The sequence below is a fragment of the Acinetobacter sp. T63 genome (assembly GCF_053852345.1).
Window position 1 is genome coordinate 2546476 of sequence record NZ_CM132659.1, and the last position, 24138, is coordinate 2570613.

The 24138-nt window shown below is 44.8% G+C and carries 20 protein-coding genes; 15 read left to right on the top strand and 5 right to left on the bottom strand.

What is annotated here, in order from left to right:
- Window positions 1-60: 60 nt before the first annotated feature.
- Together ACVLR6_RS12175 and ACVLR6_RS12180 are read left to right on the top strand one after the other, a co-directional pair.
- Complete coding sequence (locus ACVLR6_RS12175) at window positions 61-501, top strand: hypothetical protein (protein WP_228719220.1); 441 nt, start codon at window positions 61-63, stop codon at window positions 499-501.
- Window positions 502-1018: 517 nt separating this feature from the next.
- Window positions 1019-2545: a fumarate hydratase gene (locus tag ACVLR6_RS12180; RefSeq protein WP_005180157.1), complete on the top strand. Its 1527-nt coding sequence runs from the start codon at window positions 1019-1021 to the stop codon at window positions 2543-2545.
- A 72-nt stretch (window positions 2546-2617) separates the two neighbouring features.
- Here ACVLR6_RS12180 and ACVLR6_RS12185 read toward each other — a convergent pair whose 3' ends face one another.
- From ACVLR6_RS12185 to tig, 4 genes are all read right to left on the bottom strand, one after another.
- Window positions 2618-3331 carry a DUF2846 domain-containing protein gene (locus tag ACVLR6_RS12185; RefSeq protein WP_160240957.1) on the bottom strand — a complete coding sequence of 238 codons (714 nt, stop codon included), beginning with the start codon at window positions 3329-3331 and terminating at the stop codon, window positions 2618-2620.
- Between the two features lie 168 nt (window positions 3332-3499).
- Complete coding sequence (clpX, locus tag ACVLR6_RS12190; RefSeq protein ID WP_016658565.1) at window positions 3500-4810, bottom strand: ATP-dependent protease ATP-binding subunit ClpX; 1311 nt, start codon at window positions 4808-4810, stop codon at window positions 3500-3502.
- A 27-nt stretch (window positions 4811-4837) separates the two neighbouring features.
- Window positions 4838-5443: an ATP-dependent Clp endopeptidase proteolytic subunit ClpP gene (gene clpP, locus ACVLR6_RS12195; protein ID WP_005180162.1), complete on the bottom strand. Its 606-nt coding sequence runs from the start codon at window positions 5441-5443 to the stop codon at window positions 4838-4840.
- Between the two features lie 191 nt (window positions 5444-5634).
- A complete protein-coding gene (gene tig / locus ACVLR6_RS12200; RefSeq protein WP_075167430.1) occupies window positions 5635-6966 on the bottom strand; it encodes a trigger factor in 1332 nt (443 codons plus the stop codon).
- A 245-nt stretch (window positions 6967-7211) separates the two neighbouring features.
- On the opposite strand from tig, the gene ACVLR6_RS12205 reads away from it, so the two are divergent.
- From ACVLR6_RS12205 to rdgB, 9 genes are all read left to right on the top strand, one after another.
- On the top strand, window positions 7212-9410 hold the full coding sequence (locus ACVLR6_RS12205; RefSeq protein WP_104471602.1) for a TonB-dependent receptor domain-containing protein: 2199 nt from the start codon (window positions 7212-7214) through the stop codon (window positions 9408-9410).
- Between the two features lie 321 nt (window positions 9411-9731).
- Complete coding sequence (locus tag ACVLR6_RS12210) at window positions 9732-11966, top strand: catecholate siderophore receptor Fiu (protein ID WP_455995332.1); 2235 nt, start codon at window positions 9732-9734, stop codon at window positions 11964-11966.
- Window positions 11967-12073: 107 nt separating this feature from the next.
- Window positions 12074-12757 (top strand): Fe2+-dependent dioxygenase, encoded by a 684-nt coding sequence (locus ACVLR6_RS12215; RefSeq protein ID WP_005180172.1) that lies wholly within the window; start codon window positions 12074-12076, stop codon window positions 12755-12757.
- Window positions 12754-13866 (top strand): alpha-hydroxy acid oxidase, encoded by a 1113-nt coding sequence (locus ACVLR6_RS12220; protein ID WP_005180173.1) that lies wholly within the window; start codon window positions 12754-12756, stop codon window positions 13864-13866. The genes ACVLR6_RS12215 and ACVLR6_RS12220 overlap by 4 nt, the downstream gene beginning before the upstream one ends.
- A 255-nt stretch (window positions 13867-14121) precedes the next feature.
- A complete protein-coding gene (gene leuA / locus ACVLR6_RS12225; RefSeq protein ID WP_005180175.1) occupies window positions 14122-15819 on the top strand; it encodes a 2-isopropylmalate synthase in 1698 nt (565 codons plus the stop codon).
- An 84-nt stretch (window positions 15820-15903) separates the two neighbouring features.
- Window positions 15904-17064 carry a homoserine O-succinyltransferase MetX gene (metX, locus tag ACVLR6_RS12230; protein ID WP_005180176.1) on the top strand — a complete coding sequence of 387 codons (1161 nt, stop codon included), beginning with the start codon at window positions 15904-15906 and terminating at the stop codon, window positions 17062-17064.
- Window positions 17064-17657 carry a methionine biosynthesis protein MetW gene (metW, locus tag ACVLR6_RS12235; RefSeq protein WP_005180178.1) on the top strand — a complete coding sequence of 198 codons (594 nt, stop codon included), beginning with the start codon at window positions 17064-17066 and terminating at the stop codon, window positions 17655-17657. Before metX ends, metW begins: the two co-directional genes overlap by 1 nt.
- A complete protein-coding gene (locus tag ACVLR6_RS12240) occupies window positions 17654-18244 on the top strand; it encodes a tetratricopeptide repeat protein (RefSeq protein WP_005180179.1) in 591 nt (196 codons plus the stop codon). Before metW ends, ACVLR6_RS12240 begins: the two co-directional genes overlap by 4 nt.
- Before the next feature lie 105 nt (window positions 18245-18349).
- Window positions 18350-18976: an RdgB/HAM1 family non-canonical purine NTP pyrophosphatase gene (rdgB, locus tag ACVLR6_RS12245; RefSeq protein WP_104494687.1), complete on the top strand. Its 627-nt coding sequence runs from the start codon at window positions 18350-18352 to the stop codon at window positions 18974-18976.
- 195 nt (window positions 18977-19171) lie between these two features.
- On the opposite strand, the gene ACVLR6_RS12250 is transcribed toward rdgB, so the two are convergent.
- Window positions 19172-20053 carry a permease gene (locus tag ACVLR6_RS12250; RefSeq protein ID WP_455995335.1) on the bottom strand — a complete coding sequence of 294 codons (882 nt, stop codon included), beginning with the start codon at window positions 20051-20053 and terminating at the stop codon, window positions 19172-19174.
- Window positions 20054-20214: 161 nt separating this feature from the next.
- Here ACVLR6_RS12250 and tatA point away from each other — a divergent pair, with 161 nt between their 5' ends.
- The 4 genes from tatA to ACVLR6_RS12270 all read left to right on the top strand — a co-directional run bounded on the left by tatA (window position 20215) and on the right by ACVLR6_RS12270 (window position 24111).
- Window positions 20215-20439: a Sec-independent protein translocase subunit TatA gene (gene tatA / locus ACVLR6_RS12255; RefSeq protein WP_005180185.1), complete on the top strand. Its 225-nt coding sequence runs from the start codon at window positions 20215-20217 to the stop codon at window positions 20437-20439.
- A gap of 19 nt (window positions 20440-20458) precedes the next feature.
- On the top strand, window positions 20459-20905 hold the full coding sequence (gene tatB / locus ACVLR6_RS12260; protein WP_455995337.1) for a Sec-independent protein translocase protein TatB: 447 nt from the start codon (window positions 20459-20461) through the stop codon (window positions 20903-20905).
- On the top strand, window positions 20902-21684 hold the full coding sequence (gene tatC / locus ACVLR6_RS12265) for a twin-arginine translocase subunit TatC (protein ID WP_005180188.1): 783 nt from the start codon (window positions 20902-20904) through the stop codon (window positions 21682-21684). The genes tatB and tatC overlap by 4 nt, the downstream gene beginning before the upstream one ends.
- A 180-nt stretch (window positions 21685-21864) precedes the next feature.
- Window positions 21865-24111 (top strand): PhoX family protein, encoded by a 2247-nt coding sequence (locus ACVLR6_RS12270; RefSeq protein WP_168384202.1) that lies wholly within the window; start codon window positions 21865-21867, stop codon window positions 24109-24111.
- The last annotated feature ends 27 nt before the right edge of the window (window positions 24112-24138 follow it).

Below are 24138 nucleotides of genomic sequence, written 5' to 3' on the forward strand. Positions count from 1 at the left end.
AATTATCTCATTGCGTATTCCCATTTTTTAAATTATTTCAAAAAAACAGATGTACTTACCTTGGATGACATTGTTATCGGCATCAGCTTTACCTATTCGTGGATGCCGACTATTTTGAAAAAAATTGATTTAACTGCAGCAGATGATCTGATCAAAATATTTAACAAAGCAAAACAAGGTCATCAATTAACAGTACCAGAACTTCAAACACTCAAAAGTGCATTCAATAACTCTCTTGTCGGTGTATCTAAATTGTTGCACTTTATTCATCCTGAACACTATGCGATTTGGGATAGCCGTGTATTTAGATTCTTAAGCGGCAACGAACCCCATAACTTCGCATTTAAACGTCCTGAAACTTATCTGGAATATCTAACGCTTCTGGACGAATTAAAAAATGAGGCAGTTTTTGAAAGTTTTTATCGTTTAATGCAAGACAAAGTGGGTTATCAGATTTCAGCATATCGAGCTTTAGAACTTGCCTTCTTTAAAGGAGGATAAAGCAAAGCTATAAACAAATTTTGAGAATTGAGAATTGAGAATTGAGAATTGAGAATTGAGAAAAATATTATTTTTATCAGCCTAAAATGAAAAAAGAAGATAAAGCTTAAGCTTGATCTTCTTTTTGGCCATACATCCAAGTTGCAGCGATATATACACAAAAGCCCGCAACCATCAAAATACCTGTTGTCATCTTTAAGGTCTCGTTTTTGGATGTGACAATTATCCGAAAGTTTTATGACAGTTATATGACAAAGCTGAAATATTTAAATTTTATTAAATAATTAAAATTCAACAACTTAATAAAGTTTCATCTAAACTTAAGCTGTAATATGACATTAATTTCAGCTCAAATATGACAAAACCACCCGCCAAATACAGTAAAAATCACCCAAAATCCCGTGTAAAAGCACCACTATAAACTTTCGGCCAATCCACTTCTAAAACGCCCACAATGCCGTCATTTTGTCTTATAATTTAGCCCGCTAGCTATCAGCCCGCTCAAGAGAATTTTGATATGACAACTATTATCAAGCAAGATGACTTGATCACATCGGTTAAAGATGCGCTTCAGTTCATTTCTTACTATCACCCACAAGATTTCATCCAAGCGATGAGCCGTGCGTATGACCGTGAAGAAAACAAAGCTGCAAAAGATGCGATTGCACAAATCTTAATTAACTCTCGTATGTGTGCAGAGGGTCACCGCCCAATCTGTCAAGATACCGGTATCGTCAACGTATTCGTTGAAGTGGGCATGGATGTTAAATTTGATTTAACAATGAGCTTAGACGACGCGATTAATGAAGGTGTGCGTCAAGGTTACCTAGAAAACTCAAACGTCCTTCGTGCATCTGTACTTGCTGACCCTGCATTTGGTCGTAAGAACACCAAAGACAACACCCCTGCGGTGATCTACCACAAACTGGTTCCAGGTAACAAAGTCGACATTACTGTTGCAGCCAAAGGTGGCGGTTCAGAAAACAAATCTAAACTGGCAATGCTTAACCCATCTGACTCTATCGTAGACTGGGTACTGAAAACTGTTCCAACCATGGGTGCAGGCTGGTGTCCACCAGGTATGCTCGGTATCGGAATCGGTGGTACTGCCGAAAAAGCCATGATGCTGGCCAAAGAAGCACTCATGGAAGAGATCAACATGGACGAACTGCTTCGTCGTGGTCCACAAAATAAACTTGAAGAACTTCGTATTGAAATCTTCGAAAAAGTAAACGCACTCGGTATTGGTGCACAAGGTCTGGGCGGTTTAACCACTGTACTTGACATCAAGATTAAAGATTACCCTTGCCACGCTGCGGGCAAACCAGTCGGTATGATTCCGAACTGTGCTGCAACACGTCACGCACACTTCACTTTAGATGGTTCAGGCGTTGCCCATATTCAGGCACCACGTCTTGAAGATTATCCTGAAGTTACTTGGGACTCATCTTCGTCTAAACGTGTTGACCTCGACAACATCACCCAAGAAGAAATGAACTCTTGGCAACCAGGCGATACACTGCTGCTAAACGGTACCATCTATACCGGCCGTGATGCTGCACACAAACGTATGGTTGACATGCTCAACAACGGTGAAGAATTACCGGTTGATTTAAAAGGCAAGTTCATCTACTACGTAGGTCCTGTTGATCCAGTGGGTGATGAAGTGGTTGGCCCTGCAGGTCCGACAACAGCGACTCGTATGGACAAGTTCACTCGTCAGGTGTTAGAAGCGACTGGTCTTTATGGCATGATTGGTAAAGCAGACCGTGGTCCTGCTGCCATTGAGGCGATTAAAGACAACAAAGCAACTTACCTGATGGCTGTCGGTGGTGCTGCGTACCTGGTATCTAAAGCAATCCGCGAAGCTGAAGTAGTTGCTTTTGAAGACTTGGGTATGGAAGCGATCTACAAGTTTGTAGTAAAAGACATGCCTGTATCTGTCGCAGTTGACGTAAACGGTACTTCTGTACACGCGACTGCACCAAAAATCTGGCAAGCTAAAATTGGCAAGATTCCAGTGGTTGATGCCGCTGCTGGCTAATGAATGCTGTTGAAGCGATTAAAAAAGCACCCAAATCTGGGTGCTTTTTTTTATTTCTCGATTCAAGCATTTTTACCAGGTGCGTGGGTCCCACAATTTAAATGGCTTAGTCAACTGCACATCGCTGGCCGGGTCATAATCGGCATGTTTGATTTTTTGTGCCTTAGAGCGAATTTTACCGGTGCTCTGGTCTTCAGCCACAAAATTATAACTGTGCGATTTCAATTGAGTAAAAGCAATTTCATTGAGGCCTACTGTTTCCGGCATCATGATTAAGGGACCAGAAATCGTGCGGCGGGTACTGCTATTTTCTTCATCATATTTAATAAAATAGGACTTGCCTGCTTCAACGGAAAAATCCAGATACTTCGGTTTTTGAAAATGCTGCACACCTAAAGGACGGCTGGTAGATAAACGATAATCCCCGGCTGGCAATTCAATCCAGTAATAATGATTATGCAGCAGGCTTGGAATGCGTTCGCTATTGATAAATAGGCTGGAGGCTACAATTTCCTGACGGTTCCAGCGTGAATCCGGACGATATAAATACACCACGGCGGCCTGATCATGCTGCGGCTGAATGGCCTGAAAGCGCTGGCCCAATTTCTGATTGACCCAACCGCCAATGGTAAACATGCCAAAACGGTACTGTTCCAGCAAACTCGGCTTTTCGTTCTGATCAATAGCTTTTAACGTAGAGGTGGGCGGCAGCTGCGCCTCGGTTGACGACTTCCCATGACAGCCAGCCAATGCGACAGCCAGAAATACGATTGATATAGCACGCATGAACATCCCTCATTCCTTCGTTTTTATTTTTACACTTAACACTTTTTCAATATTTTTATTGGGTTTGGCATCCAGGCCCTGATGCAGAGATTAGCACTCTGTCTTATTTTTTCAAATAAAAAACGTGCGAAAACCGTTGATTCCCGCACGTTTCTGACGAATAGCGTCTTAAGCCGTTTTTGAATTCACGACTTTTAAATCGGCTTTCGGCTGTTCTACCACAGCTTCTTTGCTTTGACGTTCCGCTTTTAATTCTGGCTTGGCCTGACCATTAATCACTGCTTCAGTGATGATGACCGTGCCTACATCACTACGACTTGGCAAGTCATACATGATTTCAAGCAAGGCATTTTCCAGAATTGAACGCAGACCACGCGCACCTGTATTACGCTCCAAGGCTTTTTTCGCCACCGCACGTAATGCAGCGTCATCAAAGATCAGGTCGACATTTTCCATCTCGAACAGATATTCGTATTGACGCGTCAAGGCATTCTTCGGCTCGGTCAGAATCTGCATTAATGCGTCTTCATCCAGCTCATCCAGCGTTGCAATGACTGGCAAACGGCCAATAAATTCCGGAATTAAACCGAATTTCACCAAATCTGTTGCTTCAACCTGACGGAACAGTTCAGACAGCTTTTTACTTTCATCCTTGTTACGTACTTCAGCGGTAAAGCCAATACCACCTTTTTCCTGACGTTGCTGCACAATTTTCTCTAGACCCGAGAATGCACCACCACAGATAAACAGGATGTTGGAAGTATCAATCTGGATAAATTCCTGCTGCGGATGCTTGCGGCCACCCTGCGGCGGAATAGAAGCCACTGTGCCTTCAATCATTTTCAGCAAGGCCTGCTGCACACCCTCGCCCGATACATCACGGGTAATCGACGGGTTTTCAGACTTACGGGTAATCTTGTCGATTTCATCGATATAGATAATGCCTTTTTGCGCCTTTTCGACATCGTAATCGGCTTTTTGCAGTAGCTTTTGCACGATGTTTTCAACATCTTCACCCACATAACCAGCTTCGGTTAAGGTGGTGGCATCGGCCATGGCAAACGGAACATCCAGCAAACGCGCTAAGGTCTGTGCCAATAAGGTTTTACCCGAACCGGTTGGACCCACCAGCAGGATATTACTTTTGGCAATTTCGACTGCATCATTGGTTTTCTGACCGTTATGCGTGACTTTCAAACGCTTATAGTGGTTATAAACTGCCACCGATAAAGTCTTTTTCGCCAGGTCCTGACCAATCACATACTGATCCAGTGCAGCGCGAATTTCATGCGGTTTTGGCAACGGACGGGCGGCCCAGTCACTCGACTCAACTTGTTGACTGGTCTGAACCAGATCCAGGCATACGTCCACACATTCATTACAGATATATGCGTCCTCGCCTGCAATCAGCTTCCCGACTTCAGACTGCGTTTTACCGCAAAATGAACAATGTTTTTGTCCTTGAGGATGTTCGGACATATTCTCTCCAATTTAAATCTTTAAAACTTATGGACGCTTAGATAACACTTCGTCCACTAAACCGTATTCTTTGGCCTGCTGTGCAGTCATAAAGTTATCACGGTCGGTATCTTTGGCCACTTTTTCATAGTCCTGGCCACTGTGCTCTGCCATCAAACGGTTCAAGCGCTCTTTAATGAACAGGATTTCACGCGCATGAATTTCAATATCAGAAGCCTGACCACGGAAACCGCCTAAAGGCTGGTGAATCATGACCCGGGCATTTTCCAGGCAGTAACGTTTGCCTTTGGCACCGGCATTCAGCAGGAATGCACCCATTGACGCTGCCTGCCCCATACAGTAAGTCACCACATCTGGCTTGATAAACTGCATGGTGTCATAAATCGCCATACCAGCAGTGACTGAACCGCCTGGCGAGTTAATGTATAAATGAATATCCTTATCTGGGTTCTCTGCCTCTAAAAACAACATTTGCGCCACAATCAAGTTGGCCATGTTGTCTTCAACCTCACCCGTTAAAAAAATCACCCGTTCACGCAAAAGACGTGAATAAATATCAAAAGAACGCTCACCACGAGATGATTGCTCAACGACTACTGGAACCAATGCGTTATCAATTGATGGAACATACATACGTTTATTTATTCCTAAATTCTTGTGAGTTCACCCATGATCACAATATGAGGGATAATCATCTAAATTGCAAAATATTCACCCACAATTCATGGATATTTTTTGCATAAGCTTTGTAAACTTTAAAACCATCCAAGTTTTTATATTATATAAAAAAGGCGCCTTAGGCGCCTTTTTTACTTCAGCTGAAATTAGCCTTGTTGACGAGCTTGTTGCTCTTTCAATAAGTCTTCGTAGCTGACTTGTTTGTCAGTCACTTTTGCAGCTGCAAGAATGTGATCAACCACTTGGTCTTCTAACACAACTGCTTCAATTTGAGCACGTTGCTGTTTGTCATTTTTGAAGTATTCAATTACTTCGTTTGGATCTTCATAAGAAGATGCCATGTCTTCGATGTAAGCATCAACACGTGCAGCATCCACTTCAAGTTTCGCGTCTGCTAAAACTTTGCTCACCAATACGCCAAGTTTTACAGATTTTTCAGCTTGTTCTTTGAACAGTTCGTCTGGAAGCATGCTTGAGTCAAATGCTTTCGCACCTTGCGCACCAAACTGCTGAGTGAACTGTTGGATCATTTGTTGACGTTGACGGTCAATTTCTTGCTTAACCATAGATTCTGGAACTTCGATTTCGTTCGCAGCAACCAGCGCATCAAACGTTGCACCTTTCACCTGGTTACGAAGACCGTTTTTCACTTCACGTTCCATGTTTTTACGAACGTCAGCTTTTAACTTTTCAACGCCTTCTTCTTCAGTTAAACCGAAGATTTTTAAGAATTCAGCATCAACTTCTGGAAGCTTTTGTTTTTCAACCAGTTTTACATTGATTTTGAACTGAGCTGCTTTACCTGCCAGCTGTTCAGCTTGGTAGTCTTCCGGGAAAGTTACATCAATAACTTTCTCTTCACCTTTTTTCATGCCCACGATGCCGTCTTCAAAGCCCGGGATCATACGGCCAGAACCTAATACCAGTTTGAAGTCTTCAGCAGAACCGCCTTCAAATTTCTCGCCATCTACTGTGCCTTCGAAATCAAAAGTCACTTGCATGTCTTTTTTCGCCATGCCTTTGGTTTCAGCCCAAGTTGCACGCTGTTTTTGCAGATTTTCGATCATTTGATCTACATCTTTGTCGCTAACTTCAGATGCTTTACGCTCAACTTCCAGACCTTCGAATTTCACTTCAACTTCTGGATAAACTTCAACAGTCGCTTCATATACTAAAGCGTCGTCTTTCATTTCAGTTTTTTCAATATTTGGCATACCAACAGCATTAATTTTTTCTTGTTGGATTGCTTCAAATACGGTGTCACGAATGATGTCGTTTACAACTTCTTGATAGATACCCGCGCCATATTCACGACGTACAACGTTTACAGGCACTTTACCTGGACGGAAGCCGTTAATCTTCGCAGTTTTAGCTGTGCGTTTTAAGCGAGCTTCGAACTGCTCGTTAATACGGCTCGTCGGTACAGATACATTTAAACGACGGGCAACGCCCGAAACCGCTTCAGAAGTTACTTGCATGGCTTCCTCGATATTTAGTAATAACAGTTTTTAAAAAAGTGCCATATTATATGACAACATTTAAAGATATACAAAATAACAAGCGATCAGAACAATTTTTCGGCTTAAATTCTTCATATTCCCTTCGCTATTTTTATCTATTGTCTAATATTTGTTGCAAATGATAAGTACTATCATTAATATTCAATGGTTTTTAACTCATATTTTTAACTATTCTTCTTATATCCCAATACTGGAATTCGGTTATGCGCACCTTTAACCTTCGCCCGCTTTCGCTCGCGATTCTTGGAATTTCTGCTAGTTCCGCATTTGCAAATACAACCACTGAAACAACAGCTGACCCGACACATCAATTATCCACGATTGTGGTTTCTGCGGCAGGTTTTGAACAAGATATTAAAAATGCACCTGCTTCTATTAGCGTGGTCACAAAAGAAGATATTGAAAAGAAAAATGCCACCAGTATTGCTGATTTGTTAGTTGATGTACCTGGTATTGATATTCGTGATGGTGTAGGCAAAACCTCCGGCTTAAATATTAAAATGCGCGGTTTAGGTAACGAATATTCTTTGATTTTAATTGATGGACGTCGCCAAACCACCTCTTCTGATGTTGCGCCTAATGGTTTTGGTGAATCATCAAATGGTTACTTACCGCCTCTTTCATCAATTGAACGTATTGAGGTCATCCGTGGACCAATGGCAACCCGCTATGGCTCAGAAGCGATGGGTGGTGTAATCAACATCATCACCAAAAAAGTCAGTAATGAATGGAATGGCAATGTCACGGTTAGTGGCAATGCAATGGAACATAATGGTGAAGCTGATTCCTGGAAAACTAGCGTTGTTGTTAATGGTCCGATTATCAATGATCGACTTGGTATGCAACTACGTGGCTCATATTTAGACCGTCAACGTTCAGAGCGAGTACCTGGCTCAACAGGTCGTGATCCACGCCCAAGTAAAGCAGACAATTATGATGCAGGTGCTAAGCTTACTTACCAGTTAAATGATACAAATACTTTATGGATAGACGGCTTCCATTCCAGTCAAAAATATAAAAATGAAGACAACCGTTTAGGTAATATTGATAAACCTAACAAAGCAAATGGCTATAAAGATGAATTAGAGTTTAACCGTACACAAGTTTCTGTAGGACATGATGGTGACTATAGTTTTGGTCAATGGAAAACTTATGTTAGCCATACTGAAACAGAAACTATAGGCCGTACGATTCCTAATGGCACCTTCCCAAACAATGCATATGAAGGTCAAGATCGTACTTTAGAAAATACAGACTTAGTTGTTGACTCACACATTGTCATGCCTTTGGCAAATCACACCGTGACTGCAGGTGCTGAATATAAAGATGCAACAGTTGCTGATGATATTGCAGGTATTGGCCAAGAATTCTCTAAAGATTCCTGGTCGTTATACGCAGAAGATGAGTGGGCATTACGAGATAATCTCCGTTTTACCTTTGGGGGACGTTACGAAGATCACTCAGGTTTTGGTGGACAATTTAGTCCACGTGCTTACTTAGTTTGGAACACCAACGATATCTTCACTGTGAAAGGTGGTGTGAGTACAGGTTATAAAGTTCCATCTCCAAAAGCTTTACATGACGGAATTATTAACTACAGCGGACAAGGTGAAACTCCGACTTTAGGCAACTCAAACTTAAAGCCTGAAACTTCGATTAACTATGAATTAGGTTTTAATTTCCAACCTAGTGATCAATTAAATCTAACTGCAACAGCTTTCTTTAACCAAATTGAAGACAAAATTATATCTTCACGATTCAACTGCCCGGCCTCTCCTGAATGTGCCAATTTAGCTACAGGTGTGACCGAATACACACAAAGTGCCAATGCAGATGAAGCTGAAACAAAGGGTTTAGAAGTTAGCCTAAATTATTCAATATTGCCAGAATGGGATATTAAAACAGCCTATACGCTGATGGAAACTGAGATCACCAAAGGTAAAAATAAAGGCGCTTACTTCAGCAACGTACCAAAACACGCGCTGAATACGACCTCGACTTGGCATATTAACCCTGCTTTAGATATCTGGTTACAACACGAATATCGTTCAAGTAAAGACCGATTCCAGACCCAACCCAAAACACCAGCATCTGGACTTGGTTCTTCAGACTATCAAGAGTCTTTGATTTTTGGAGATAAATTTGCAGGCTATAACGTGTTTAACTTAGGTGCAAGTTATACAGTGAATGATCAGATCCGAATTAATATGGCGGTAAATAACTTATTAGACAAAGATTTTACTGAAGACAATCAAACCTACCAATATGATTCAACTGATAAGAACGGTAATCCAATTATCGCCAGCGCAACTGCTTACAAATACTTAGACATTGCCTCTGGTATGTCTGGTACTTACCTCCCAGGCCGCAACTACTGGTTGTCTATTTCTTATGACTTCTAATCCTGATTTCACATAAGAACCCAAAACCCTGCCCCGGCAGGGTTTTTTAATTCCAAAAACCGATCAAATTAAATTAAAAATACGATTATTCAAATATTCTTATTGATTTATTTCATTAAATGCGAGCAATCCATAAATATTTTCTTGATTGTTTAGCTTATTTTAACCAACTTACATATTGTTACTGAGAATTATTATCACTAAAATTCGCATTACTTATTGAACGCATACAATAAGTCCATCATTACTCTGCATTTGAACTGCGCACTCAAATCATTGTGGTAAGGGAATTTTGTCATTCATATCAGGAAATACACCACCATGGCACAGATTAAGAGCCGAAAACATCAACGCACTGCATCATTCGTTGCCCTTGCAGCCACCCTGCCGCTCATGGCACATGCAACCACAGCAACCGAAGAAGTCACCCAGCTTCCTGAAATAACGGTGAAATCTCAGGCTGAAAATAAATATAAAACCAATCAGCTCAGCTCCGCGAAACAGACCCAGCCACTGGTCGATACCCCACAAACAGTTTCTGTTATTAATAAAACCTTATTAAAAGAACAAGGCGCGACGTCACTGGTCGAAGCGCTACGCAATACCCCGGGCATTACCTTACAAATGGGTGAAAATGGTAATACCAGCGCTGGTGATACCTTCCAGATGCGTGGTTTCTCTACCCAAACCTCTACCTATGTCGATGGCATCCGTGATTTGGGCGCAGTCAGCCGCGATGTATTTAACCTGGAACAGGTTGAAGTCGTGAAAGGCCCGGCCGGTGCCGAAGCCGGTCGTGGTTCGGCATCTGGTTATATCAACCTGGTCAGCAAACTGCCACATCTGCAAAACAGTAGCGAAGTCTCTGCCAGCTACAATACCGCAGAAAATGCCCGCCTCTCGGCCGATATCAACCAAGCCATCAATGACAATACCGCTTTTCGTCTCAATGTCATGGGACAAGAAGGCGGCGTGCAAGGCCGTGATGTGCTCGAAAACAACAGTTATGCCATTGCCCCATCTGTTGCCTTTGGCCTGAATACTCCGACCCGCCTGTATTTATATTCACAACACGTCCGTCAGCGTAATATTCCAGACGGCGGTATTCCAACCATTGGTATGGAAGGCTTCTGGAATGCCAATCCGGATATTGCCCAAGCTGGCAAGGTTAATCGTGAAAACTATTATGGCCATGTAGATGATTACGAAGATGTCGATGCCGACATGTTCACCGCGAAAATTGAAAGTGATCTGGCAGATAATCTGAAACTAACTAATATCACCCGTTTGGGTCAAACCCAGATGAACCGAGTCCTGACCGGGATTAACACCATTTCTGCACATGATTCGACCAATCCAGCCGACTGGACCATCAGCCGTTCACGTCAGGGGGTTGATCAGGAAAATAAAATTCTGGCCAACCAGACCACTTTAAATTTGAACCTGAAAACCGGTGCTATTGAACATGATGTGGTAGCTGGCCTGGAATTTTTAAAAGAGCAGCAATACACCCGCAATCTGGCCACCCAAATGCCGGATGAGCCTGCAGTATCCACCACTGAAGCCAACCTGTATAACCCAAACCCCAATGATCCAATGGCCGACCTGATCTATAACGGTGCTTATAGCGATGGTGAAACCCAGACGGCTGCGGCTTATCTGTTTGATACCTTAAAGTTTGGCGAACGCTTCCAGTTAAACGGTGGAGTACGGGTAGATTATTACGAAACTGACTATCAAGGCCTGTCCTTACCTCGCGGCAAAAATGCCCTTGTAGCTTCAGATATCAGTGCACATGACACCCTGCTGAGCTGGAAACTTGGCGGTCTGTACAAACCAACTGCTTACAGCAGCGTTTATGCTTCTTATGGCAAATCCTTAACCCCACCGGGCAGCACCAACTTTGTGATGTCTGAGTCGGGCATTAACAGTGCAGCGGCAGAACCGCAAGAAACCCATCATTATGAACTGGGTAGCAAATGGGATCTGCTTGATGGCCGTCTAGCCCTGAATGCCGCAGTCTATCGCACGGAAAATGAAAACCAGTTTACCCAAGATGCGATTACACAGGAATCCATCCAGGAAGGCAAAACCATCGTCGATGGGGTTGAGCTGAGTGCAGTCGGCCAGATTACCGATGCCTGGAATATTTCTGCCGGTGTGGCGCATATGAAAACCAAACAGGAAGATCAGCAAAGTTTCCGTGACAATGTCATGACCCGTACCGATAGCGTGCGCTGGTCACCGGAATGGACCGCCTCATTATGGACCACCTATGACATTGCCGGCTTTAAACTGGGTCTGGGTGCACGTTATATCGATGAGCAAAAACGTGTCGTCACCGACAGCACTGCTCCAGCCAATATGCCAAGCATTCCAAGCTATGTGGTATTTGATGCCATGGCCGGTTATCAGTTCAATGAAAATGCCTCACTGAACCTGAATGTCTATAACCTGGCAGATGAAGAATACATCAGCACCTTGAACAACGGCGGTTCGCGTATGACGCTTGGTCAGGAGCGCAGTGCCAGCCTGACCTTTAACTATAAGTTCTAAGTTTTATTTTGTTCTGTTGAAGCAGCATTTATCTGAAATGCTGCTTCATTTTTTATTTGGCTTTATGATGACAGACAGCGCTCTGTCTGAAGGATGATTCAAGTCTCATGATGCTGCATGTTCCTCAAGTTCTCAGTAAAGCGGCCGTGGCTGATATTCGTCAGCAGCTTAACCAGCATACCGCCTGGATTGATGGCCAGCACAGTGCCGGGCCACAGGCAAAAAAAAGCAAACACAATCTGCAATTTGACCCACAGCATCTGGTGTATCCAGCGCTGGCTGAACAGATTGAACAGGCACTGAGACAGCATCCGCTGGTACAATCTGCGACCTTAGCCAAACATATTCTGCGGCCAATGTTTAACTGCTATCAGCAGCAAGGGACGTATGGCAATCATGTCGACAGCGCCGTGCATTATTCGGCTGCACATCAGCAGCTGATTCGTACTGATGTTTCCATGACCTTATTTTTGTCTGAACCGGAAGAATATCAGGGCGGTGAACTGGTGATTGAAGACACTTACGGGGCTCATGAAGTCAAGCTGGATGCCGGTGATGTGATTCTCTATCCCGCCACCAGCCTGCACCGGGTAGAACCGGTCACTGCCGGGCGGCGCATTGCCGCCTTTACCTGGGCACAAAGCATGATTCGCGATGACTGGCAGCGCAGCATGCTGTTTAATCTGGATATGACCATTGGCCAACTGCGTCAGCAACTTGGCGATAATGAACAAGTGCTGCAACTGACCGCGCATTATCATAATCTGCTGCGTCAATGGGGCGAACTATGACATCTGCCCAGCCACTGCCGCCACTTACCCAGATTCCAGCCTATCTGCAAACCATTGCTGACTATGAAGCTCAGGCCAGCAAACATTTAACGCCGGCCACCTGGCACTATTTACAAGGCGGCGCCATGGATGAGCGCAGCCTGCAACAGAATCTGGACCAGTTTCAGCAGCTGCAACTGCTGCCCAGAATGCTGCGTGACCTGAGCCAAGGCCATACCCGCTGCGAACTGTTCGGGCAGGAATTTCCCCATCCAATTTTTCTCGCCCCGGTTGGCCATCAGCAACTGTTTCATCCACAGGGTGAACTAGCCACTGCCCTCGCAGCAGAAGCGGTGGGCAGTAATCTGGTCCTGAGTCATTTAAGTACTACCGATCTGCGTGAAGTTGCGCCAACAACCTCTCTTAAATGGTTTCAGCTGTATTGGCAAGGCAATCGCGAACAATCGCTGGCACTGGTGCAACTGGCAGAGCAACAACAGTTTAAAGCCATTGTGGTGACCGTCGATTCACCGCATAGCGGCGTTCGTGACCGTGAACGTCGGGCCGGTTTTCAAGTGCCGGCGCATCTGCCTCATCCGCATCTATCTTCCTTTACATCCCCCATCCTCAGGCCAGAGCAACATCCCCTGTTTGATGGTCTGATGCAACAGGCACCGACCTGGGAAGATATCGCCTGGCTGGTACAGCAAACGTCTTTACCGGTGCTGCTCAAAGGCATTGTGCATCCTGAAGATGCTCAACTGGCATTGCAATACGGTGTACAGGGACTGGTCATTTCCAATCATGGTGGCCGGGTGCTAGATGACTGCATTAGCCCACTGACAGCTCTACAGATGATACGCGCACAACTGCCGGCAAATTTTCCCTTAGTGCTGGATGGTGGCATCCGCCGCGGCTCCGATATTTTTAAGGCGCTGGCCTTGGGCGCATCCGCCGTGCTGATTGGCCGGCCGTATATTTATGGTCTGGCAGTAGCCGGTGCGTTAGGTGTGGCGCATGTGATTAAAATTTTGCGGGAAGAACTGGAAGTGACCATGGCTTTAATGGGAACAGCGCGCCTGCAAGAGATCAATAGTCGCTATATTTTTCACAAAAACCAGATCCAGTGAAATTTTTTATCTCCACAACCTTTAATGATGCAAATTAAGAGAATAATTTCCACTTCAGTTGGCTTATATTTATCTTAGGAATTTGCAAGACCGCGAACGGTACCAGCCAGGTAGCAACTCTTTCTGAAAATGTGGACTGATCCTAATATTTTCCGGAAATACGCTTGTAAATTGATACCATAGATACCATCTATATAAGTAGTACGTTGCTTTTTTATAAGCTTAAGCAACCCATGCTTCACAAGGAGTTACCTCATGATGTTGGCTGATCCAAGTAAAAAATATCGTCGCATGTATCAACGTGTTGACTTGCCAGACCGTCAATGGCCGAATAACGAAATTACAAAAGCGCCTATCTGGATGAGCACCGACCTGCGTGATGGTAACCAGGCAATTTTCGAACCAATGAGCATTGAACAGAAGTTCAAAATGTTCCAGATGTTGGTGAAAATTGGCTTTAAGCATATTGAAATTGGCTTCCCGTCTGCTTCACAAATTGACTTCGATTTCACCCGTAAATTGATTGAAGAAAACCACATTCCGGATGATGTGTATATCGAGGTTTTGGTTCAGGCACGTGACCATTTGATTCAGCGTACCTTTGAAGCATTGGAAGGTGCAAAACGCGCGATTGTACATATCTATAACTCCAACTCGCCAACCTTCCGTCAAAAAGTCTTGAATGTTGATGTCGCGGGTGCCAAACAGTTGGCCATTAACGCTGCTGAAAAAGTGAAAGAATACGCAGCGCAATATCCAGAAACGGACTGGATTTTCCAGTACAGCCCGGAATGTTTCACCGCAACCGAATTGGAAGTGGCTAAAGATGTCTGTGACGCCGTGACTGAAATCTGGGAAGCTTCTCCTGAAAACAAAGTCATCTTAAACTTGCCTGCGACTGTAGAAGTTTCGACTCCAAACGTATATGCCGACCAGGTCGAGTGGATGCACCGCAACATCAAACGTCGTGACGGGGTGATCATCTCTGTTCACTGTCATAACGACCGTGGCTGTGGTATTGCTGCCTCTGAATTGGCGATTATGGCCGGTGCTGACCGTGTTGAAGGTTGTGTGTTTGGTAACGGCGAGCGTACCGGTAACGTTGACGTGGCAGCAATTGCCTTGAACATGTACACCCAGGGCGTGGCACCAGAATTGGATTTCTCTAACATCAACGAAATTATTGCGACCGTAGAAGAATGTACCGGTTTACCTGTGCATCCACGTCATCCATATGCCGGTGATTTGGTGTTCACGGCGTTCTCGGGTTCACACCAGGATGCGATTAAAAAAGGCTTTGAATACCAGAAAAACGAAGAAATCTGGGATATGCCTTACTTGCCAATCGATCCGAAAGACTTGGGCCGTGACTATGATGCCGTGATTCGGGTGAACTCGCAGTCAGGTAAAGGCGGGATTGCTTACTTGTTAGAATCGAACTACAACGTGGTGTTGCCGCGTCGTGTACAAATCGAGTTCTCGCAAGTGGTGCAGCAAGTGACCGATGAAGAAGGCACTGAAATTTCAGCACAGCAAATCTGGTCATTGTTCCAGCAAACCTATGTCGATGCCAAAGATTCACATTATTCTGCCAAGAGCTATAAATTGTCTGATGACAATGGCAAACAGGTAATTGAACTTGAAGTGGTGGTGAATGGCTCGACACAGCAGTTGCGCGGTGAAGGTAACGGTCCGATCTCGGCCATTTTGGATGCCTTGCAGTTACCAATTGATGTCTTGAACTATGAAGAACGCGGCATCAGCTCGGGTGCCAATGCCAAAGCCTTGGCCTTGGTTGAGTTGCAGGTGAAAGGTACCGGTAAATCTGCCTTTGGTGCCGGGGTGCATGACAACATTGTGACTTCATCCATTGAAGCCATTATTGCCAGCACTAACCGTCTGATTGATCAGGGCGTATTAAGCAAAGAACAATTGGTTGCTGCTGCCGTTTAAGCACATAAAGTACTTTAGAAAGGATACCCCAAGTGGTATCCTTTTTATTTATTCATTCTAAAGATTCTAAGGCGAATTATTCCTGTGTCTTTCCCTGCTAACTCTGTGGGTGTCGTAACGCCACAACAGTTTCAATTTGAAGAGCCGTTAGAGCTGGAATGTGGACGCATTCTGCCACGTTTTGAACTGATGGTTGAAACTTACGGAAGCTTGAATGCCGACAAATCCAATGCCATTTTAATCTGCCATGCCCTGTCCGGGCATCATCATGCGGCGGGCTATCATCATGAAGATGATAAAAAGTCTGGCTGGTGGGACAGCTGTATTGGTCCGGGCAAAGCCATTGATACCTCTAAATTCTTTGTGGTGGCACTGAACAATATTGGTGGCTGTCATGGTTCGACCGGTCCAACCTCACCCAACCCGGAAAATGAAAACCGCCCTTATGGTCCGGATTTCCCGCTGGTGACGGTGCGTGACTGGGTCAAAACCCAGGCCATGCTATCAGACCGCTTAGGCATTCAAAAATGGTATGCAGTGATTGGCGGTTCTTTGGGGGGCATGCAGGCCTTGCAATGGTCGGTTGATTATCCGGACCGTCTGGAAAAATGTGTGATTATTGCCAGTGCGCCAAAACTGTCGGCACAGAATATTGCCTTTAATGAAGTCGCGCGTCAGTCGATTCTTTCTGATCCTGATTTTCATCATGGCCGTTATCTGGAACATGACAGCTATCCAAAACGTGGCCTGATTCTGGCGCGGATGGTCGGACACATCACCTATCTGTCTGAAGAAGCCATGAAGCAGAAATTTGGCCGTGACCTGAAACTGGGCAAATTCATGTACGGTTTCGATGTCGAGTTTCAGGTGGAAAGCTATTTGCGCTATCAAGGTGAACAGTTCAGCCGTAACTTTGATGCCAACACCTATTTAATTATGACCAAGGCGCTGGATTATTTTGATCCGTCGCGTGAATACGAACAGTCGCTGGTACAGGCCATGGCCCATACCCAATGCCAGTTCCTGGTGATTTCGTTTACCACCGACTGGCGTTTCTCGCCTTCGCGTTCGCAGGAAATTGTCGATGCGCTGATTAGCAACCATAAACCGGTCAGCTATTTAGATATTGATGCCGAACAGGGCCATGACTCCTTCCTGTTCCCGATTCCTTTATATGTCAAATCTTTAAGAGCATTTTTGGGAGGTGCAGAACACCTCAAGGCAACCCCGCAGGAGGCTGTGTAATGCGTATTGATCAGCAACTTGCCGAAAAGTGGATTAAGCCCGGTTCCCGCGTTTTAGACCTCGGTTGTGGTGATGGTGAACTGCTGGCCCACATGAGTAAAAAGCACAATATTCGTGCTTACGGCCTGGAAATTGACCAAGAAAAGATTGCAATTGCCGTCAGTCGGGGGTTAAATATCATCCAACAAGACTTAAACCTCGGTTTAAGCCGCTTTGCCGACCAGTCTTTTGACTATGTGGTCATGGCACAAGCCTTGCAAGCTGTAGATGCACCTGACGTATTATTGCGTGATATGGTGCGTGTCGGAAAACAGGCGATTATTACCTTTCCGAACTTTGCCCACTGGAGGACCCGTTCTTTCCTGGCACTGAAAGGAAAAATGCCGGTTTCAGAAGCTTTGCCGTATATGTGGTACAACACCCCGAACATCCACCTCTGTACTTTCCGTGATTTCGAAGCACTCTGTGCTGAAAACAATATCCGTATTATTAATCGACTCGCTGTGAATGGGGATCAACAAGTTAGTTTACTCAGTAAACATATCCCGAATCTGTTTGGTGAAGTCGCAATTTATCGAGTGAGCGCTCTATGAAAAAATTATTATTAAGCACGACGCTACTGGTTGGACTTTTTAGCCTGCAGGCGCATGCAGATTACGTGGCGCCAGGCAGCTCGGTGTCGAGCCAGGCCGCCCAGTATTCGGTGATGGACATTCAGGGTCTGATTAAAGCCGCCAAAGCCGGTCAGGCCGGTGCGCAGTTCTATCTGGCAACCAAATATCTGCATGGCCAAGATGTCGCTAAAGATGAACGTCAGGCTTTTGCCTGGTATAAAGCCGCTGCCGATCAGGGACTGTCTTCAGCCCAACTGAACGTAGGTCGTATGCTGGCTGATGGCATTGGCACCAAAAAAGATGAAGTCTTGGCCCGTCAGTATTTTGAAAAAGCGGCCAGCCGCGGTGATAACCGTGCCAGCTTTAACCTGGCGATGATGGAAGAGAAAAAGAAAAACTATATGGGCGCTTATCAGTGGTATGAGCTGTCTACCCGTGATGGCATGCTCGACAATAAAGTGATTTCTTTATCTGAAGGCAAAAAAACAGCCTTGGCCGCCAACCTGACCCAGGAACAGATTCGTCAGGCGCGTGACCGTGCCGACAAATGGATTCAGGCGCAATAAGCCAGGTTCAAAAATACTAGCACCTTCGGGTGCTTTTTTCATGCCTGCTGTCTGGTGGTTTTCGGTTAAACTAGCCGGCATGTTTTCAATCATGAGTAATTCGAGATGACTGCACCTGCTTGGCTCTCTCAAGGCACCCTGGTTCTAGCCAGCAATAACAAAGGCAAAATTGCGGAATTTGAAAAACTGTTTGCAGAACTGAATTTACCGGTTGATGTCATCCCGCAAGGCCAACTCAATATTGAAGATGCCATTGAAGATGGCCTGAGCTTTGTTGAAAATGCGATTATTAAAGCGCGTCATGCCTCTAAAATTTCTGGCAAGCCTGCGATTGCTGATGATTCCGGGATTTGCGTACCGGCACTGGACGGCGCACCGGGAATTTACTCTGCCCGTTATGCCGGCGCACATGGCAATGATGCCGCCAATAATGAAAAACTGCTGGCAGACTTACTGCCTTTACGCAAAGATGGAACAGCGATTGAAGGTATGTTTGTTTGTGTGCTGGCCCTAGTGCAGCATGCCGAAGATCCATTGCCACAAATTTTCCAGGGCATCTGGCAAGGTGAAATTCTGGATGCACCACGTGGTGAAAATGGTTTTGGTTATGATCCACTGTTCTGGTTACCGGAGCTGGGTATTTCCAGCGCCGAGATGAGCAAGGAAGAAAAAAATAAGATCAGCCATCGAGGTCAGGCGATGCAGCTGTTTAAAGCGAGTTTGGAGAAGTAACATCCTTTTAAAACTCCTCCCTTTGAAAAAGGGAGGCTGGGAGAGATTCTTCTATACATCTTTCTTCTGACGCTAAAATATTGCTCATTTCTACAAAGGGTTTCCGTAAATCCCCCTCTTTAATAAAGAGGGACTTTCAAAAACTTTTATACCCTCTCTCTAACTCTCTCCCAAAGGGAGAGAGAACTTTTTGATTTATAAACCCGGCACCACCGCATGCACCACCACGCCATATACGCCAATCAAAATCGCACTGGCAATCGTTCCTGAGGCAATATATTTGGCAGAATCACCGGTGCCCTGATAATGGGTTTCTAGTGCCACAATATTGGCAGCCGGTGGCAGCAGGAAAAACATTAGCATGACGGCATAAATCAAGGTCTGCTGCGGAATGGGTAAACACCAGTACGCCACAGCACATAGCAACAAGGCCAGCGGAATACGTGCGACCAGTAAAGCCAGGCTACGCTTTAAGTCAGCCCAGCCAATCCGAACTTTACTCAGCCACATCCCCAGCACGCACATGCCGGCAAAGGTCACCAGTACTTTATTGCTTTGGTAAATCACTTGTACCCAGGTCTGATGTTCAAACTGGCTCACATCCCAAAAAGATAGAATACCCGCCAGACTCAGGGCAATCACCGGCGGTGAAAGCAGCACATTTTTAACAATAAACTTTAATTCTTGCCGGGTTTGGCTCACCGCCATCACCGCACAGACATTGCCAAATAAGGATCCGCCAATATACAGCGCCACAATAATACTGCTGGCCGCAGGTCCAAACAGGGCCAAGGCAAAGGGAAAACCCAGCCAGGCCCCATTTAAATAACTGAAGCACAGTGCGATCAGTTTATCTTTTTGCAAGACATAAAAGACTGCAAAGAAAAGGATGGAACTGACCAGACTAAAACCAATCAGCCACAAGCTGCCGTCCTGATAAAACACCATGTTGTAGATAATCAGTAACGGAATAAACAGCCGGGCCAGTAACATCGCTAGCACCGGACGCAACGGCTTTAAATACGCGACCCCGAAGTATCCAATCAGAAATGAAATTAGCGGAAGCAGCAGCGCCATGCGGGTACACAGGAAGGTAGAAAAGTGGTGATTATCCTAACATAATTGATGGCACAACATGCTTTTAGCCCATCTGCTGTCTTTGAATCGCAATATTCCTGTCACCTCGCTGTCATCTAGACCTGTTGAGATATGTCTTGAATTAAAAAGAGGTAAATATTATGGCTGGTTTATCGATCTGGCACGTTCTGATTTTTGCAATCGTGGTGATTCTTCTGTTTGGTACATCTAAACTGAAAAACCTGGGTAAAGATGTGGGCGGTGCGGTTAAAGACTTTAAAAAATCAATTAAAGATGATGAAACGACCACTGCGGCCCTAAACGAGCCACGTACCATTGAACATCAAGCGACATCATCTGATGTTAACACGACTGTAAAACAATAATTTTTCAGGTAATTTTGTTATGCTCAATATTGGAATGGCGGAGCTGCTGTTTTTCGGCATCATTGCATTATTGGTGCTGGGTCCAGAAAAGCTGCCTGAAGCTGCACGTTTTGTTGGAAAGTGGTACGGCAAAATTAAACGTACCATCAGCAATGTGCAAAATGATATTGATCGGGAACTTCGACTTTCTGAACTGCGTGAACAGATGCAACAGGAAATGGCACGTATTCAGGAACTTGAGCAAAAAATGCAATCTCAGATGCATGAGCTAAAACAACAAAAAATATTCGCGGAAGAACAACCGAACCAGACCGCTGCAACGGATAATAAAAATTTGCCGATGCGCTATACCTTTATTGCCCCGCAACCTTCGCTGTTGCTGCGTCCTCAGCATCAACCGCTAAATTCGGCTGAAGCTATTCCTCCGACCACGTCACAATTTACCGATTATAAGGTGGCTGTATGAGTCAAAGTTCTCCTTCTCAATTGCCAGCGGCGACAGTGGGCGAGCAGGCTGCTTTAGAAGAAATGCCGATCACCAAACATCTGGTGATTCTACGCAAGCATCTATTTAAAATTGTGGGTTTGGTTATTGCACTGTTTTTCTGCTTATTGCCTTTTGCCAATCGCACCTATCAGATTTTATCTGAGCCGCTGCGTGCGCAGTTGCCGACCTCATCGACCATGATTGCCACCGATGTCACGGCCACCTTTATGGCACCGTTTAAGCTGAACTTTTTTGTGGCGTTGATGATTGCGATGCCATTTATTATTTATCAGCTGTGGGCTTTCGTAAAACCGGCCTTATATGAAAAAGAGAAAAGTCTGGCGCTGCCATTGCTCATAAGCAGTATTGCCCTGTTCTATATTGGGATTTCATTTGCTTACTTTATTGCACTGCCGTCAATTCTGCACTTTTTCATCAGTGTGTCACCGGAAACAGTTGCCCCGATGACCGATATTAATAGTTATCTGACTTTTTGTTTGAAGCTATTTTTGGTGTTCGGATTTACCTTTGAAATTCCGATTATTACCCTATTGCTGATTTTAATTGGTGTGGTTAGTACCCAGCAGCTGGTCGAAAAACGTCGCTTTATTATTGTCGGCTGTTTCTTTGTTTCGATGTTTGTTACCCCACCGGATGCGCTGTCGATGATTATGCTGGCCATTCCAATGTGGATGTTATTCGAATTGGGCTTATTTGCTGGCAAGCTGATTGAGAAGCGTCGGCTGACTGCAGAATAAGTTTTTACAAACCCGATTAAAAAAGAGCAGCTCCGGCTGCTCTTTTTTATTCTAGTAAACCATTGTTCTTATTTAACTTTTTTGAAATATTTTCTTCAAGGTACTGTCATATTCAGCGGGTAGTTTATTTCTAGCTTTTAAGCAGCAACCAAGCCATTAAAGAAAAGCTAGGACTTTTAAATGAACAACGATGAAATGATTCCGTGTCAGGATCTGACCGAAGATAGTAACACTTCAAATAATACGCATTTTCAAACGATTCTTGATCAACATATGAATCGTCGTGGTTTTATTGCAAAAACTACAAGTGGGGCAATGGCATTAGCATTTGCAGCAAGCGTGAGCGGCTGTTCAGATGATGATAATGATTCTGGTAATTCAGGTGAAAATCCAACCTCTCCTCCAGACACAACCTCTCCTGATCAGCATGAGTGGAGCGATCTGAACGCCCGCCCGAATAAATTAACCTTTGAACCTGTGAGAAAAAATACAGCGAACTTCTTCAGTGTTCCTGCAGGCTACCAGCTGAAAGTGTTATATGCAGTAGGCGATCCAATTAACCCTACTTATCCAGAAAAAACCGATGCTGAACTACCATCAGGTGCATCTTATCAATTCCGTGCCGGCGATAACCATGATGGTATGAGCTTCTTCGGTATGCATCCAACCAACAAAAACTATGCTGCCAAAGAATCAAAACAAGGCTTGCTGGTATTAAACCATGAGTATCTGCAGCAATCTCAGTTACATACCCCTGTGGGCACGATTTCAGTAGATGGCATCCGCCCTGAAGATCAGGTTTTACGTGAAGTAAATGCTCACGGTGTATCTGTTGTTGAAATTAGCAAAGATGAAAATACCCAAGACGTTAAAATTAATTTAAATTCTGAATTTAACCGTCGTATTACTGCCGCAACTGAAATGGAAATCCGTGGTCCAGCGCGCGGTTCTGATCTGGTTAAAACCCGATTCTCTCAAGACGGTACTTTAACACGTGGTACATTTGCAAACTGCGGTAACGGTTATACACCTTGGGGGACATATCTGACTGCAGAAGAAAACTGGAGCGGTTATTTCGCTCGTCAAGCCAATGACACACGTGCCATTGCAAAAGAAGAAATTGCCTTATCACGTTATGGTCGTGGTGGTGCTAATGCCCGTTCTTCGCAATATTTATGGAATACTCCAGTTGCCGAGTTAACTGGTGACAAAGATCTGTATGATCGTTGGGATATTTCAGTTAAAGGTGAAAACGCGCTAGCAGACTACCGTAATGTCATGAACACTTGTGGCTTTATTGTTGAAATTGACCCGTTTAGCGCAACTGAACGTCCAGTAAAACGTACTGCACTCGGCCGTTTTGCACATGAAGATTGTCGTTGTAGTAACCCGATCCCTGGTCAGCCATTAGCGTTCTATATGGGTGATGATGCGACAGGTGAATATATCTATAAGTTCGTATCAGATGCAGTGTGGGACCCTAAAGATGTAAACGGCGGCTATGCTGCTGGCGACAAATATATGAATAACGGTACATTATATGTTGCCAAGTTCAATGATGATGGTACCGGTGAATGGTTAGAACTGTCGCATAACCAGAATGGCCTCACCTCTGCGAATGCAATCTATCCTTTCTCCGGTCAGGATGATGTCGTTGTTCATGCCCGTCTTGCTGCAGACCACGTTGGTGCAACCAAAATGGACCGCCCAGAATGGGTTGCAGTGAACCCTGAAAATGGCGAAGTTTATGTCACCTTAACCAATAACAGCAGCCGTGGTCGTTCGTATCCAACTGATGCCGCTAACCCACGTAGCTATATTGACTTCAAGGGCACAAGCGCAAGTAGTTCCGGAAACATGAATGGCCATATTATTCGCTTCCGTGAAGAAGGCGACACGGTAGCCGCTACAGCATTTAAATGGGATATCTTCTTATTTGGTGCTGAAGCACGCGCTGAGTCAAACATCAACCTGTCTGGTCTAGACGATATGAACGACTTCTCTAGCCCGGATGGTATGTGGTTTGACCCACGTGGTATCCTTTGGATTCAAACCGATGATGGTCAATATACAGATGAAACCAACTGTATGATGCTTGCAGCACTTCCAGGTTCAGTCGGTGATGGCGGTACCGCGATTGCAGCAAGTACCAAAGCAGGTGGTCAAGAAACAATTGTGGGTGCACAGCTTTCTAATGACCGTGTCCGCCGCTTCCTGGTTGGTCCATCTGGCTGTGAAATTACCGGGGTAACCATTACACCTGACTATAAAGCGATCTTTGTCAATGTTCAGCATCCAGGTGGTGCTTGGCCAGCGAACCAAAGTACCCGCTACAGCGCGTTAGGTAAAGTTCCTCGTTCAGCTACTGTGGTCATCACCCGTAAAGACGGTGGTCCGATTGCAGGTGAGGCACTAGAGCAAGCATAAAACGCTTTCTCTTAAGCATCCTTAAAC